Genomic DNA, 15,692 nt, shown 5'->3' with positions numbered 1-15,692 from the left:
CGGAGCGCAGCGCGAACCCGCGCAAACCCTCGCCCGCGCCCAACAGCGCGCCGAAGTCGATCACGCCGGGCAGCGGTGCGTCGCCCGTGGCCGCCAGCAGTTCCAGGTATGTCCCGTCCCCGAACACGATCAGGGCGTTATGTGTGGCGCGGTTGGCGTGCACCCCGCCGCGCTTCACGGTGAAGCCGAGCGCGCGGTAATCGTTCGCGGCGGTGTCCAGGTCGTGCACCGCGATCACGGCATGATCAAGCTGTAACGTCATAAGTGCTTTTTCCCTTCCCGCTGTGGTCCAAAATTTAACCTGCGTTTAACCCGTAAATCTGCCGTTTTACCTGCCTTTGACGATCATAGCAGCACCGCGCCGTACCGCGCACCCGCCAGCCTTACGCCGGTTCCGGGGGCAGCTCGAATGCGCGCAGGGCCTCCGCCAGCAGGCTCTGGCGGTCGTCCAGATCGACCTCTTCGAGCACGGCAGGCGGCTTCAGCCGCAGGATGCGCGTGGCGAAGCTGAGCAGTTCCGGCAGGGTGTGGGTGACGTAGAGCACGGTGCAGCCGGTTTCGCGGATGAGCTGGCGCAGGATGCCGAGCAGCTCGCGCCGGGTGCTGTCGTCCAGGCTGCTGAACGGCTCGTCCAGCAGCAGGATGTCGGGGTGGATGCTGAAAGCCCGCGCCAGTGCGACCCGCTGCTGCATGCCGCCGCTGAGATGGGCCGGGTAATAGCCCTCGAAGCCGCCCAGCCCGACCTTATACAGCCATTCGAGGGCGGCTTCCCGCGCCTCTGAAGTCGGGATGCCCGCCGCGTACATGGCCGCGGCGATGTTGTCGGCGGCGGTGCGCCAGGGCAGCAGGCGCGGCTCCTGGAACACGTACGAGAGGCGGGCCGAGTCGAGCGTGACCCGCCCGGCATCGGCGTGGGTCAGCCCGGCGGCGAGGCGCAGCAGTGTGGTTTTGCCCGCGCCTGACGCGCCGACCAGCCCGACGACTTCGCCCCGGTTCACGGTCAGCGAGATGTGATCGAGCACGGGCCGCGCGTCGAATGACTTGCTGACGCGTTCAAAGCGGATCATGGGGGAGAGAGCTTGAGAACCCATCAAATCGGCTCACGTTTCCAACGGGTTAAAGCCCGGCGCACCGGGTTGAGCAGCGCAAATTCCAGCCCGGCCATCAAGACGAGGCTGGCCGCGATCCAGGCGAACATTTCCGGCGTGTTGAGGAAGGTCCAGGCGCGGTTGAAGCTGTGCCCCACGCCGTCGAACGCGCCCAACAGCTCCGCGATGACCACGGCCCGCACGCCGATCCCGGCGGCTAGCGTCAGTCCGGTGATCACGCTGAAGCCGATGCCGGGCAGGTAGATCTCGGTGAACATCTGCCGGCGCGAAAACCGGTAGAGGCGAGCCATCTCGATCAATTGGTGGTCGAGGGTGTCGAAGCCGTAGAGCGTGTTGATGTAAATGACGGGCGTCACGATGACGGTGACCAGGAAGATCACCTGCGTGCTGCCCATGCCGAACCAGAGCAGCCCCATCACGGCGATGAAGATGGTGGGCAGGGTCATGATCACCCAGCGCACCGGCTCCAGAAAGGCGCGCGCGTTCAGGCTGAAGCCCGCGATCACCCCCAGGCCGAAGCCCAGCGCGCTGCTGAGGGCCAGCGCCGCCAGCAGCCGCCGCAGCGTGATCGCCAGCTCGGCCCACAGCTCGCCGCTGGCGACCAGCCCGCGCAGGGCGTCCCACGTCGCGACGGGCGAAGCGACCAACGCGGCGTGCGTATGGGCTGCCAGCACCTGCCATGCCAGCAGCATCAGGGCGACGCCTCCCAGGCTCCACAGCGCGCGGGCGCGGACCGACAGCGTTACCGCCGGGCGGGAAGCGGCTTCGGCGGGCAGGCTGGACTGGAAGGTCAGCAAACGCATGGCGGATTAGCTGCCGTTTTCGCCCGATTCGGGGACGTAGTAGAACCCGTCATCGGGCAGGTCGCCGCCGATCACGTCCGGCGAGAGGTCCATCAGCGCCGTGAAGAAGGCTTCCACGTCCTCGCGGGCCTCGGCAGCGGGCATGTCCTGCCACAGCACATTTTGCAGCGACTGCGCGGTCGGCCCGGCCTTGAAGCCGAGATCGGGTAGTTCTTCCTCGGCCATCTGGCCCGCTTCCTGTGGATTCTCGATGGTCCATTCGACGGCCAGGGCGTACTCGCGCAGGAACGCGTCGATCACGTCCGGGCGATCCTGGATGCGCGGCAGCGCGACCGTGCCCGCGATAGGCGTCTTGATCGCGTCCGTGTCCGTGCCGTCCATCGCGGCGGCCCAGTCATCGGAGAGGGCGAAGACGCGGGTCAGCGGGGTGTCGGACTCTTTGGTGTTCAGCACGACTGAGGTTGCCAGCGGTTCGGGCAGGATGGCGAGATCGGCCTGCCCGGCGATGATCATCTGCGCGGCCTGCTGGGGGTTGGTGGTGTACTGCACGGCGAAGTTTGTGCGCGGGTCGAGGCCGTTGGCGGCGGCGACGTGCTGGAAGATCAGGTCCGGCACGCTGCCTTCGAACGGGATCACGACGCGCATGCCTTCGGCGTCGGCCAGGGTGGTGATCGATGTGTCCGCGCTGACGCCAAACGCCGCGTTCCAGACCGCGATGTCCAGAAGCTGTACGTCCAGGTCGTTGTTGTAGAAGATGGCCGCATTGTTGGACGGCATGGTGATGAAGTCCGCGTCGTTCCCGGCGACGAGCGCGCGAAGCTGGTTCTGGTCTTCCCACAGCACCAGCTCGACCTCGTCGGCCACGTCGCTCAGCCTGTCGTTGGCGACGAGATAGGCCAGCGGGATCGAGAGTGGGCCGGGCGGGCCGACCAGCACGAGCTTGTCGAGCGTGTCCGGCTGCGCGGCGGTATGGGTGGCGGGCAGTCCCGCGCCAAGCGCGGCGACGAGGCACAGCAGCCAAAACAGGCGTTTGATGTGGTGTGCGAGCATGCGAGTCCCCTTGTCACGAAAGTAAAACGCCCAACGATTCGAGCCACGTCCCCGGCCCTCCGCGCGGAACAGGCGGATCGCCGCCTTTCCGGTTGTGCGGGTGCAGGTGCACCAGGATTGCTCAAGGGCCTTCAAAACCTTTATTCAGGGACGCTTCAAAAAAAGTTGTCGGGCGTGTGACCGGCAGGCCCGCGCGGTGTGCAAAGGTTGAACGTTTTTTGCGGCACGTGCGGCGCATGGTTTAAGCGGCGGCATATCTTTCGCCACAGGGCCAGGGTAATTATAGGACCCGCCAAATCCCCAACATAGTGACATATGCCCGCCAATAGGCATTACATCTTGAACTATTTGAGAAATATTTCACAACATATAATTCGACCCGTTTGCTGGGAACAGGCAGGGTCACAGCGCGGCAGACTCTCATGGACCCCGACGTGCCCGTAGTTACACGTCTTCACGCCGAGCCCGCTTTGAGACAGCAGTCACCAGCGCATCCATGTTCGCTCTTAAGTTCGGAGAGGATCGAATGACTTGTCCTAACTGCGACCATTCAGGGAAAACGCTAGCGCCCGAGTGCTATGCTGAGCTTGATGCTTACATCGACGCCCTGCACATCGCTCCCAACAACCCACGTCGCAAAGAAACACTCATCCAAACGCTGCACAAAGCGCAAGGTATTTTTGGCTACCTGCCGGAAGAAGTGCAGCGCCACATCGCCCAGCGGTACAGCATCCCGCATGCGGACGTTTCGGGCGTGATCAGCTTCTATAACTATTTCACGACCACCCCCAAGGGCGGCGTGCAGATCAGCGTGTGCCTCGGTACGGCGTGCTACGTCAACGGGGCGGAGAAGGTTTTGCAGGAGTTCGAGCGCACGCTCAACATCAAGGCGGGCGAGGTCAGCGAGGACGGCTCGTTTTCGCTGGAATGCCTGCGCTGCGTCGGCGCGTGCGGCCTTGCGCCGGTCGTGACGGTCAACGACCGGGTCTACGGCAAGGTCCAGCCCGGCAAAGTGAAGGATATCCTGGAGCAGTATCTGGTCGAAGCCAGCATCACGAAGGAGGCCGATCATGCCAAAGATTAGGTCCTATGCCCAGTTGCTGGACGCTTACGAGCAGTTCCGGCCCCTGCTGAGCATCCGCCTGAACGGGCAGGACGTGCCGACGTCGGAGCGCGCGATCCTGGTCTGCGGCGGCACGGGCTGCCACGCCTCGGAGAGCCAGCAGATCGTCGCCAACTTCAAGCAGATGGTCGAGGATCGCGGCCTGGGAGACACGATTCACGTGTCGATGTCGGGCTGCTTCGGCTTCTGCGAAAAAGGCCCGATCGTCAAGATCTACCCCGACGACGTGTTTTACGTCGAGGTGACGCCGGACGACGTGGACGAGATCTTCGAGTCGCACATCATGGACGACCGTCCGGTGGAGCGGCTGATGTACCAGGACCCGGCGCACAAGCAGCGCGTCGCGGCCCAGCACGACATCCCGTTCTACAAGCCGCAGCAGCGCATCGCCCTGCGCCATTCGGGGCTGATCAATCCCGAAGACATCCGCGAATATATCGCCGTGGAAGGCTATCAGGGCCTGGGTAAAGTGCTGGCCGAGATGACGCCGGAGATGGTGATCGACGAGATGAAGCGCTCCGGGCTGCGCGGGCGCGGCGGCGCGGGCTTCTCGACCGGGCAGAAGTGGTCGTTTGCGCGCGGCTACGAATCGGACGAAAAGTTCGTGATCTGCAACGCGGACGAGGGCGACCCCGGCGCGTTCATGGATCGCTCGATCATGGAAGGCGACTCGCACACCGTGATCGAAGGCATGGCGATCGCGGGCTACGCGATCGGCGCGCACCAGGGCTACGTGTACATCCGCGCCGAGTATCCGCTGGCGGTCGAGCGCCTGAAGATCGCGCTGGAACAGGCGCGCGAGCTTGGGCTGATCGGCAAAAACATTATGGGGTCCGGCTTCGACTTCGACATCGACATCCGGCTGGGCGCGGGCGCGTTCGTCTGCGGTGAAGAAACGGCCTTGATCCATTCCTTGCAGGGCGAGCGCGGCGAACCGAGCACCAAACCGCCGTTCCCGGCGCAAAGCGGCCTGTGGGGCAAGCCGACCATCGTCAACAACGTGGAATCGCTGGCGAACGTGCCGGTGATCTTCACGCGCGGCGCGGAGTGGTACAGCGCGATCGGCACGGAAAAATCGAAGGGCACGAAGGTCTTCGCGCTGGCCGGGCAGGTGAACAACGTCGGGCTGGTGGAAGTGCCGATGGGCACGACGCTGCGCGAGATCATCTACGAGATCGGCGGCGGCATCAAGGACGGCGGCGAATACAAGGCCGTGCAGACGGGCGGTCCGTCGGGCGGGTGCATCCCGGTGCAGTTCCTCGACACGCCGATCGATTACGAGTCGCTGACGGCCATCGGCTCGATGATGGGGTCCGGCGGCATGATCGTCGTCAGCGACCAGACGTGCATGGTGAACTTCGCCAAGTACTACCTGGAATTCACGGTCGATGAATCGTGCGGGCGGTGCCTGCCGTGCCGCGTGGGGACGAAGCGGCTGCACGAAATTCTGACCGACATCACCGAGGGGCGCGGAACCGAGAAAGACCTCGAAGAACTGCGCGAGCTTTCGGAAACGATCTGCGACACGGCGCTGTGCGGGCTGGGCCAGAGCGCGCCCAACCCGGTGCTGAGCACCATGAAGTACTTCTGGGACGAGTACGTGGCGCACGTCAAGGAGCATCGCTGCCCGGCGGGCCAGTGCCAGAAGCTGCTGCAATACTCCGTGGTGGACGAAAAGTGCATCGGCTGTACGGCCTGCGCGCGCGTCTGCCCGGTGGGGGCGATCACGGGCGCGGTCAAGCAGGTGCACACGATCGACCAGTCGGTGTGCATCAAGTGCGGCGCGTGTATGACCAAGTGCAAGTTCAAAGCAATCATCAATAACTGAGGGGTCCCAACATGGTGAACTTGATCATTGATAACCAGTCGGTGAGCGTCCCCGAAGGAACGACGATTCTGGACGCCGCACGGCAGACGAATATCCGCATCCCAACCCTGTGCCACCTCAATCTGGGCACGCTCAAGCTGGACAATCACGTGGCGTCGTGCCGTGTGTGCGTGGTGGAAGTCCAGGGGCGGCGCAACCTCGCGCCGTCGTGCGCGACGCCCGTCTCGGAAGGGATGCGCGTCACGACCAATTCCAGGCGCGTGCTGTCGGCGCGGCGCAAGCTGCTGCAGCTGATGCTGTCCAATCACCCGATGGACTGCCTGATCTGCGCCAAATCGACGGACTGCGAGCTGCAAAGTCTCGCGTGGGAGTTCGGCGTCAACGCGCAGGCGTACCCGCACGGCGAGCGTGCCGTCTTCCCGATCGACAAGACCAGCGGCGCGCTGAAGCGCGATCCGAGCAAGTGCATCATGTGCCGCCGCTGCGAGACGATGTGCAACGAGGTCCAGACGGTTGGCGCGCTGACGGCGTTCGGGCGCGGGTTCAACACCGTCGTCGCTCCGGCGGAAATGCAGCCGGTGGTGGATTCGAGCTGCGTGTACTGCGGCCAGTGCGTGAGCGTCTGCCCGACGGCGGCGCTGACGGGCGTGGGCTACATCAACGAGACGTGGAACGCGCTGTTCGACCCGACCAAGAAGGTCGTGGTGCAGATCGCTCCGGCGGTGCGTGTCGCCATCGGTGAGGAATTCGGGCTGCCAGCGGGCCAGCCGGTGACGGGTAAGCTGGTCGCCGGACTGCGGCGCATGGGCTTCAACGCCGTGTTCGATACGACCTTTGGCGCGGACCTGACCGTGGTCGAAGAGGCGCACGAGATCATCGAGCGCGTCACGAAGAACGAAAACCTGCCGATCCTGACGTCGTGCTGCCCCGGCTGGATCAACTTCCTGAAGTACCAGTTCCCGAACCTGGAATATATGCCGTCCTCGTGCAAGTCGCCGCAGCAGATGACGGGCGCGGTCAGCAAGTCGTACTACGCGGACAAGATGGGCATCGCGCCGGAAGATCTGGTGATGGTGTCGGTGATGCCGTGCATCGCCAAGAAGTACGAAGCCGACCTGCCGGAGCACCGGCACGGCGATCTGCGCGACGTGGACTACGTGATCACCACACGCGAGCTGGCGAAGATGCTCAAGGAAAGCGGCATCGACCTGCGCTACATGCCCGACGAAACCTTTGACGATCCGCTGGGCGAATCGACGGGCGCGGGCGTGATCTTTGGCGCGACGGGCGGCGTGCTCGAAGCGGCGCTGCGCACGTTGTATGAAGAAGTCACCGGCAACGACCTGGAAGACGTGAACTTCACCGCCGTCCGTGGAATGGCGGGCGTGCGCGAGGCGAGCATCACGCTCAACGGGCGCACGATCAACGTCGCGGCGGCGTCGGGCTTGGGCAACGCGCGCAAGATCCTGGAAAAGATCGAGGCCGGGACGTCGAAGTACGATGTGATCGAGATCATGGCGTGCCCCGGCGGGTGCGTGAACGGCGGCGGCCAGCCGTACAGCCACGACCGCGTCGAAGTGATCGAGCAGCGCATCAAGGGCCTGTACATGATCGACGGGTGGCAGAAGGTGCGTAAGTCGCACAAGAATCCGGCGGTCCAGCGGCTGTACCAGGACTTCCTGGGCGAGCCGGGCGGTGAAAAGGCGCACGAGCTGCTGCACGTCACGCACTAGGGCAGCGGCTAGCAGTTAGCCAAAAGCGGTGTAGGGGCGTATTGCGATACGCCCCCTTTACGCCCAGTTCGGCAATCAGCGGCACGGTAGACGACTCTGATTTTCGTAGGGGCGGGGCTTGCCACGCCTGTGATCAGCACAGCCGGGTAGGGCTTGCCCTATTCCCTACACACGTCCGGCCCGGCGAGCCGGTTCGGGATTAAAATGATGGTGCGCGACGGGCCGGTAGATGACCCTCCCCGTCTTTTTAGCGTTCAGACATTTTCGTGCGGTCAGCGGACACCCACGGCGGAGTGCCCGTCAAAAATAGGCGATTGGGATGCAAAAAACCATTTTGTACCTGTGCGTGGGATCGGCGTGCCACCAGTACGGCGCGTATAAGATCCGGTTCGCGCTGGAAGAGCTGCTGGTCAGCAGCGGGCTGGCCGAGCAGGTCGAACTCAAAGGGGCGTTTTGCCTGGGGCCGTGCGTGGACGGCGTGGCGCTGAAGGTGGGCGACGAAATTATCACGCGCGTGAGGCCGGAAAACCTGGACCAAAAATTCAACGACGAGATCGCGCCGCGTTTGCGGCAGATCGCCCTGCCGTAAGCGCCGGACCCCGGCGCGCCGGATGGTGATGTAGTGGAGCGGACGATGAGCGGAACACAACGCAAAAGCCTGTGGGAACTGCTGTGGGATTACGACCCGAACGGGCTGATCGTGCTGGACAAGGACATGAACGTCCAGATCGTCAACCCGGCGTTTTGCCGGATGTTCGGCGTGGAGGCGGACGCGATCCTCGACCAGCCCGCCAAGCAGATCCTGGACGACGTGGACGAGTTCCGGCGCGCGTGGCAGCGCAACGAGGTCGTGCCCTCGCGCGAGCACCACTACGCGCAGCACGGGCTGTACGTGCGCAAGGTGCTGTTCCCGATCCGCGACCAGCAGATCATCGCGTGCATCATGGTCGATCTGACGCACGAGCAGCAGCAGCGCGAGGAGCTTCAACGCCTGAAGCGCGAGACGGTCAAGCAGATCAACGAAGTGGTCGATAACCAGATGAAGGTCGCGCAGGAGATCGCGGGGCTGCTGGGCGAAACGACCGCCGAGACGAAGGTCAGCATGCTGAAGCTGCTGCAAATGATCGAACAGGGAACTGTGTGAGATGGAAGGTTGTTTTCTCGACATCTGGCAGGCCAGCCTGAACAAATCCGGCGAAGAACTGTGCGGCGATCAAGTCAAGGTGTATAAGACCGACAGCAAGACCATCGCCGTGGTATCGGACGGGCTGGGCAGCGGCGTGAAGGCCAACATCCTGGCGACGCTGACCTCCGAGATCATCCTGACGATGCTGCGCGCCGACGTGCCGCTCAAGGAAGTCATGAGCACGGTGCTGGGCACGCTGCCGGTGTGTCAGGAGCGTAAGATCGCCTACGCTACGTTCACCGCGCTCGAAATCGATCACGCCACGAACGCGTTCAAGATCATCAACTTCGATAATCCGCCCACGTTTTTCTTCCGGGGCGGGAAACGGCTCGATTTGAACCGCGTGCCGGAAACGGTTCTCGGCAAGCAGATCACCACCGCCGAGGGCGTGCTGGAACGCGGCGACTTTTTGGGCATCATCTCGGATGGCATCCTGCACGCCGGGGCGGGCAACATCTGGAACTTCGGGTGGGGCTGGGACAACGTGGCGGGCCACCTGGAACAGCTCGTGGCGCGCTACCCGTCGCGCTCGAAGCCGGTGGTACAGGGGCTGGTCAACAAGACGCGCTCGCTGTACGGGAGCCTGATCGGGGACGACGCGACGTTCGTGGGCCTGTGCGCCCGCAAGCGCCACAGCCTGATCGTGTTCACCGGGCCGCCGCTGGACCCCGAACAGGACGAGGCCATTGCGCAGCGCGTGCTCGACTTCGACGGGCGGCGCGTGGTGTGCGGCGGCACGACCGGATCGATCATGGAGCGCTCGCTGGGCGAGGTGATCGAGGTGGATCTTTCGACGCTGCGCGAAACCGTGCCGCCGATCGGCTACCTGAGCGAGATCGACCTGCTGACGGAGGGCATCATCACCATGTACCGCGCGCTGGAAGTGATGCGCGAGGCGAACGGCGACGAGGCGCGGCTCTCGCGCGATAAAAACGGCGCGGTGATGCTGGCCCGCGAACTGCTTCAAGCGGACTCGGTATTCTTCCTGGTGGGGCAGAAGATCAACGAGTTCTACCAGAATCCTATGCTGCCGCAGAATCTGTCGCTGCGGAAGAATCTGGTGCTGGAAACGGCCCAGTTCCTCCAGGAGCGCAACAAAGAAGTGCGCATCGAGTTCTGCTGAGCGAAACGCAAAACTGACCTCACCCCCTGTATCCCCTCTCCAACATGTGTTGGAGAGGGGCAACCACGAGGGCGCGCGATCCGCGAACGCAGGATCCTGCCGCGCTCGGTTCTCCCCCATTACCGGATTCTTGAAAGTGTAAATACGCCGCCACACGAGTATTAATGTTGCTTGACAAGCGGTGCAAACTCATCTATGATGATTTTTAGGCGAACGTTCGCCCTATTTAGAATTGGGGTTTTGAAGGCACGATGTCCAAAAAAGTTACGTTAAAGGACGTCGCTCGCAGGGCTGGCGTCAGCTACCAGACCGTGTCGAAGGTGTTGAGCGGTCAGAAGCGCGTCACGCCTGAAGTGCGGGACCGGATCTACGCCGCCGTCGAAGAACTCGACTACCGCCCCAACGTCGCCGCGCGCAACCTGCGCACCCAATCCAGCTACCTTCTGGGCTACTCCTGGCAGCCCGACCGCCACTACTACTTCAACCCCGTGCTCGAAGAGTTCCAGCAAAGCGTCGTCGAAGCCGCCGAAGAACTCGGCTATCACATCCTGCTGTTCCCGCAGCGCCAGGGGCAGGATCTGGTCGAGATCTACCAGGAACTGGTGCTGACGGGCCGCGTGGATGGCTTCATCCTCTCCGGCCTCGAATACTACGATCCGCGCGTGCCTGCCCTGAACCGGCTCAACGTGCCGCTGGTGGCCTTTGGGCGCACGGACAGCGACCACGCCTTCCCGTACGTGGACGTGGACGGGCAGGCGGGCATTTATCTGGCCGCGCGTCACCTGATGGACCTGGGCCACGAACGGATCGCGATCCTGTGCTGGCCGGAGACCTCGCGTGTGGGTACGGAGCGCCTGTCGGGCTATTTGCAGGCCATGGAAGAAGCCGGGCTGCCGATCGATCCGGCGTGGATCGTGCGCGGCGAGACGGAATACGACTTCGGGTACGGCGCGACGCCCCAACTGCTCGATCTGCCGCTGGACCGCCGCCCAACCGCCATCGTCACCATGCACGATCTGATCGCGCTGGGAACGATCAGCGCGGTGCAGGAGCGCGGCCTGCGCGTCGGGCACGACATCGCCGTGACCGGGTTCGACAACGTGCCGGTGGTGCGCTACTTCCGTCCCGGCCTGACCACGCTCCAGCAGCCGGTCTGGGACGTGGGGCAGCGCGTGGTCCAGATGCTGATCAGCCTGCTCAAAAATGAAGACGTGGAAACGCAGCAGGTGCTGCTGACACCCAAACTGGTCATCCGTGAATCCACCCAACCTTACTCGCCCGAGGACACTGAATGAACACGTGCATCAAGGCCGTCATCTTCGATCTGGATGGCGTCATCACCGACACCGCCGAATATCACTTCCTGGCCTGGAAACGGCTGGCCGATGAAGAGGGCATCATCTTTACCCGGCAGGATAACGAGGCGCTGCGCGGCGTCTCGCGCCGGGAATCGCTGCGGCTGCTGCTGAAGGGCAAACCGGTCACCGAGCCGGAAGCGCAGCAGATGATGGACCGCAAGAACGGCTATTACGTCGAGATGCTGGGGCAGATCACACCGGACGACCTGCTGCCGGGCGTGGCTGACCTGCTCGACCAGCTCCGCGCGGCGGGCGTGCCGTGCGCGATTGCCTCCGCCAGCCGCAACGCGCAGACGGTTTGCGAGCGGTTGGGCATTCTGGACCGGATCACGGTGCTGACGGACAGCTCGACCGTCGCACGGCAGAAGCCCGCGCCGGACCTGTTCCGCAGCGCGGCGGCGCTGTTGAACTACCCGCCCGCTGACTGTCTGGTGGTGGAAGACGCCGCCGCCGGGATCGAGGCGGGGTTGGCGGCGGGCATGGCGTGTCTGGCGCTCGGCCCGGCGGACCGCTTCGCGGAAATCGCGCAGCGGCGCGGATCGTTCGCGCGGCGCGACGATTTGAAGGGCGTGACGCTGGACGAGATTCAGTCGATCCGCGCCTGGGAAGAGGGCTGGACGCTGGCGCAGGACGATTTCGATCCCGCGACGCAGCGGCACATGGAAACGGTGTTCACCGCCGGGAGCGGCTATTTTTGCAGCCGGGGCAGCTTCGAGGAAGGCTACCCGAACGATCACGCGCTGACGCTGGCGCACGGCGTCTTCGACGACATGCCGATCAGCATGACGGAGCTGGCGAACCTGCCGAACTGGCTGGACTTCGATCTCATCGTGGATGGCGAGCGCTTCCGGCTGGATTGGGGGCAGGTGCTGGACTTCCGGCGGCACATGGACCTGCGGCGGGGCATCTTGCGGCGCGACGTACGCTGGCAGTCGCCGTCCGGCGCGGTGCTCGATCTGACGTTCGAGCGCTTCGCCAGCTACGCGCGGGAGCACATTGGTGCGATGCGGGTGCTGATCACCGCCGTGAACCAGCCGTGCCGGATCGAGGTGGAGACGGGCATCAACGGCCACGTCGCCAATGATGATCTGCTGCACTGGCGGCACGCGGATCAGGGTGTGACGGACGGCGCAGTGTGGCTGCGCAGCGAGACGCGCCACAGCGGGCTGACGCTCGCGGCGGCGGCAGTCGTCACGGGCACGGCGGGCGACGCGGTGCCGCATTCGTGTCCCGGTCAGCCGCGCCTCGCGGTGGGGCACGATCTGGGCGCGGCGCAAACGGTGCAGATCGACAAGCTGGTGAGCTATGCCACCAGCCGCGATCCCGGCGCGGACGGAGATCCGGTCGCGCGGGCGCTGGCGGCGCTGGACGGGCAGACGTATGACGACCTGCGCGCGGCGCAGATCGCGGCGTGGGCGGACCTGTGGGACGAGTGCGACGTGATCATCGAAGGCGACGACGAGGCGCAGATCGCGGTGCGGTTCTACCTGTTCCAACTGCTGAGCGCCGCGCCGCAGCACGACGAATTCGTGAGCATGGGGGCCAAGTCGCTGAGCGGGCTGGGCTACCGGGGGCACGTCTTCTGGGACACGGAAATTTTCATCCTGCCGTTTTTCATGTTCACGCAGCCCGAAATGGCGCGCAACATGCTGATGTACCGCTATCACACGCTGCCGGGCGCGCGGAATAAGGCCGCCGCGAACGGTTACAGCGGGGCGCAGTACGCGTGGGAGAGCGCCGCGACCGGCGACGAAGTGACGCCGCGCTGGGTGCCGTCGTTCGACGGGCAGGGGCTGGTCCGCATCTGGACCGGGGATATCGAAATTCACATTACGTCGGACGTGGCCTACGCCATCCACCAGTACTGGCAGGCGACCGGCGACGACGCCTTCCTGCGCGACTATGGCGCGGAGATGATCCTCAGCGGGGCGTGCTTCTGGGGCGACCGCGCCGAGCCGGAAACGGACGAGTCCGGCCAGCGCCGCTACGCGCTGCGCGATGTGATCGGGCCGGACGAGTATCACGATCACGTCGATAACAACGTGTACACCAACCGCATGGCGCAGTGGCATCTTCAACTGGCCTTCGCCACGCTGGACTGGCTCGACGCGCACGCGCCGGAGAAAGCCGCCGCGCTGCGCGAGGATCTTGACCTGTCGGCGGCACGGTTGGCGCACTGGCAGGACGTGATCGAGCACATCATCATCCACCACGATCCCGACACGGGATTGCTGCTCCAGTTCGACGGCTTTTTCGCGCGCGAGCGCATCGACCCGGCGGTGATCGCCGCCACGGACAAATCGATGCAGGTGGTGCTGGGCATCGAGGGCGCCAACGCCAGCCAGGTGCTCAAGCAGGCGGACGCGATCATGCTGCTGTGCCTGCTGCGCGACGAGTACGACGCGAAGACGTGGCAGACCAACTGGGACACGTACATGCCCATCACCGACCACCAGTACGGATCGTCGTTGGGGCCGAGCTTCCACGCCTGGGCCGCCTGCGAGATGGACAAGCCCGACGAGGCGTACGGGCATTTCATGCTCGCGGCGAAGGCGGATCTCTACGACGTGCGCGGAAACGCCGGGGACGGCATTCACGCGGCATCGGCGGGTGGGATCTGGCAGGCGCTGGTCTTCGGCTTCGCGGGGCTGCGGCTGGGCGCGCAAGGCGTGACTTTGAATCCTCGTTTGCCGTCGCATTGGACGCGGCTGGCTTTTAACGTTCGCATTCACGGGGAGAAGGAACGGATAGATATTCGCAAAGGAGGTGACGGTATAAGCGCGTGAGGCTTATCGCACGGCACCATTAAAAACGCGCCGCGTATCTCCCTCGCAAAGACATACGCGGCACACAGCAGAAGTAAGACGCTGGTGCGTCTCGGCTGGCAACTATACCCGATTTGCCCCCCGAACGCATCCCGCCTGCAGTTTAGAAGACTTACATAAGGAGATGCACAGATGTCTAACCGTAGGAAACTGCTGTTTGTCCTGACCATCACGGTGATGGTTCTGGGCTTCGCGGCGAACGTGGCGATCTTCCATACGCCCGCCGCGCAGGCGCAGGATAAGACTTCGATCCGCGTGACAACCTGGGAAAGCGGCGACGCGCTGGAACCGTGGGATAAGGCGATTGCCTCGTTCGAAGAAGCGTATCCCGACATCGACGTGAACCTGGAGCCTGTTCCGCAGGAATATGGCACCAAGCTGCTGGCCGACATCGCCGCGGGTACGGCCCCGGACGTCTATCAGGTGGGTGACGGTGACGTGGCCCGCTTCGTGGGCGAAGGCATCGTCGAGCCGCTCGATTCGTACATCAACGGCGACGATCCGCTGGACATGAACGTCTTCCTGCCCGGTCTGGCGTCGTTCGGCCAGATCAACGGCGAGACCTACCTGCTGACCAAAGACTACAGCTCGCTCGTGCTGTACTACAACAAGGACATGTTCGACGCCGCCGGTGTTGAGTATCCGAACGCGGACTGGACCTGGGACGATCTGCTGAGCGCTGCCCAGGCGCTGACCGGTGACGATCAGTGGGGCATCCAGCTCCCCGACGGCTGGGGCGACTGGCTCTGGACGCGCGGTATCTTCCCGCTCATGATCCAGAACGGCACCACGATCATCAGCGAAGACGGCACGACCGTTGACGGGTACATGAACAGCGAAGCGACCGTGAACACGATTCAGTGGTACGTGGACCTGTTCCTGAAGGAAAAGGTCGCCCCGACGAACGAAGACGTCGCGGCATTCGCGGGCGTGGACCTGTTCACCAGCGGCCAGGTGGCGATGCTGTGGACCGGCCACTGGCCCATGAAGGATTACCTGGCGATCGACGGCTTCAACTTCGGCACGATGGGTCTGCCTGCGGGTCCGGTCGGCAAGGGCAACACGCTGTGCTGGTCCGGCTTTGCGATGAACTCCGCGAGCGAGAACAAGGACGCCGCGTGGACGTTCATGAAGTACATCGCGGCGGGTGACGGTGCGGAAGCCTTCGCGGACTACGCGCTGACCGCCGTCCAGTCGATCGCGGAAGCCCAGGGCCTGACGGAAGACGAGTACGAAGGCCCGATCGTGGCGGACCTGGAAAACGTCCAGCCGATCCCCGACTCCTACAGCCCGTACTTTGCGGAATGCGTCGATACGCCGTTCAAAGCGCATCTGGAAGAAGTGTTCCTGAGCGACGTACCGGTTCAGGACGCGATGGATGCGGCAGTCGCGGAAGCACAGGCCTGCCTGGACGAGAAGAACGGGTAAAACCGGATTGAGTTTCGAACGTGGGGCGGGTCGCAAGGCCCGCCCTACTGCTAGAAAAGCAGTGGTTAGTCATTAGAGCGTGTTTGTTAAATAGCGCAAAGGAACGATAGAGTTGAGGTATGGCCA

General features: G+C 63.9%; 13 protein-coding genes. 9 read left to right on the top strand and 4 right to left on the bottom strand.

The annotated features are described in order from the left end of the window. From V7116_RS21875 to V7116_RS21860, 4 genes are all read right to left on the bottom strand, one after another. Positions 1-262: VOC family protein (locus V7116_RS21875; protein ID WP_324394111.1), on the bottom strand; the 262-nt coding region annotated here is incomplete at its 3' end. A 121-nt stretch (positions 263-383) separates the two neighbouring features. Continuing rightward, complete coding sequence (locus V7116_RS21870) at positions 384-1,067, bottom strand: ABC transporter ATP-binding protein (protein WP_324394110.1); 684 nt, start codon at positions 1,065-1,067, stop codon at positions 384-386. 23 nt (positions 1,068-1,090) lie between these two features. Continuing rightward, entirely contained in the window at positions 1,091-1,912 is an 822-nt protein-coding gene (locus V7116_RS21865) for an ABC transporter permease (RefSeq protein WP_324394109.1), read from the bottom strand. A 6-nt stretch (positions 1,913-1,918) separates the two neighbouring features. After that, positions 1,919-2,962, bottom strand: a complete 1,044-nt coding sequence (locus V7116_RS21860) for an ABC transporter substrate-binding protein (RefSeq protein WP_324394108.1) — start codon at positions 2,960-2,962, stop codon at positions 1,919-1,921. 526 nt (positions 2,963-3,488) lie between these two features. Between V7116_RS21860 and V7116_RS21855 the strand changes: the two genes are divergently transcribed. From V7116_RS21855 to V7116_RS21815, 9 genes are all read left to right on the top strand, one after another. Continuing rightward, on the top strand, positions 3,489-4,046 hold the full coding sequence (locus V7116_RS21855; protein WP_324394107.1) for an NADH-quinone oxidoreductase subunit NuoE family protein: 558 nt from the start codon (positions 3,489-3,491) through the stop codon (positions 4,044-4,046). After that, positions 4,033-5,913 (top strand): NADH-quinone oxidoreductase subunit NuoF, encoded by a 1,881-nt coding sequence (gene nuoF, locus V7116_RS21850; RefSeq protein WP_324394106.1) that lies wholly within the window; start codon positions 4,033-4,035, stop codon positions 5,911-5,913. Before V7116_RS21855 ends, nuoF begins: the two co-directional genes overlap by 14 nt. A gap of 11 nt (positions 5,914-5,924) precedes the next feature. Then, the gene (locus V7116_RS21845) at positions 5,925-7,646 is read left to right on the top strand and encodes an NADH-dependent [FeFe] hydrogenase, group A6 (protein WP_324394105.1); all 1,722 of its coding nucleotides are present in this window, start codon (positions 5,925-5,927) and stop codon (positions 7,644-7,646) included. A 319-nt stretch (positions 7,647-7,965) separates the two neighbouring features. Then, the gene (locus V7116_RS21840; protein ID WP_324394104.1) at positions 7,966-8,235 is read left to right on the top strand and encodes a (2Fe-2S) ferredoxin domain-containing protein; all 270 of its coding nucleotides are present in this window, start codon (positions 7,966-7,968) and stop codon (positions 8,233-8,235) included. 45 nt (positions 8,236-8,280) lie between these two features. Next, positions 8,281-8,790: a PAS domain-containing protein gene (locus tag V7116_RS21835; RefSeq protein ID WP_324394103.1), complete on the top strand. Its 510-nt coding sequence runs from the start codon at positions 8,281-8,283 to the stop codon at positions 8,788-8,790. A 1-nt stretch (position 8,791) separates the two neighbouring features. After that, positions 8,792-9,955, top strand: a complete 1,164-nt coding sequence (locus V7116_RS21830) for a SpoIIE family protein phosphatase (RefSeq protein WP_324394102.1) — start codon at positions 8,792-8,794, stop codon at positions 9,953-9,955. Between the two features lie 251 nt (positions 9,956-10,206). Beyond that, positions 10,207-11,250 carry a LacI family DNA-binding transcriptional regulator gene (locus V7116_RS21825; RefSeq protein WP_324394101.1) on the top strand — a complete coding sequence of 348 codons (1,044 nt, stop codon included), beginning with the start codon at positions 10,207-10,209 and terminating at the stop codon, positions 11,248-11,250. Then, positions 11,247-14,099, top strand: a complete 2,853-nt coding sequence (gene pgmB, locus V7116_RS21820; protein ID WP_324394100.1) for a beta-phosphoglucomutase — start codon at positions 11,247-11,249, stop codon at positions 14,097-14,099. Before V7116_RS21825 ends, pgmB begins: the two co-directional genes overlap by 4 nt. A 171-nt stretch (positions 14,100-14,270) precedes the next feature. Continuing rightward, positions 14,271-15,566: an ABC transporter substrate-binding protein gene (locus V7116_RS21815; protein WP_324394099.1), complete on the top strand. Its 1,296-nt coding sequence runs from the start codon at positions 14,271-14,273 to the stop codon at positions 15,564-15,566. The last annotated feature ends 126 nt before the right edge of the window (positions 15,567-15,692 follow it).

The organism is Aggregatilinea sp. (genome assembly GCF_036822615.1).
GTDB lineage: Bacteria > Chloroflexota > Anaerolineae > Aggregatilineales > Aggregatilineaceae > Aggregatilinea.
This window is presented reverse-complemented; position numbering and strand designations above follow the sequence as displayed.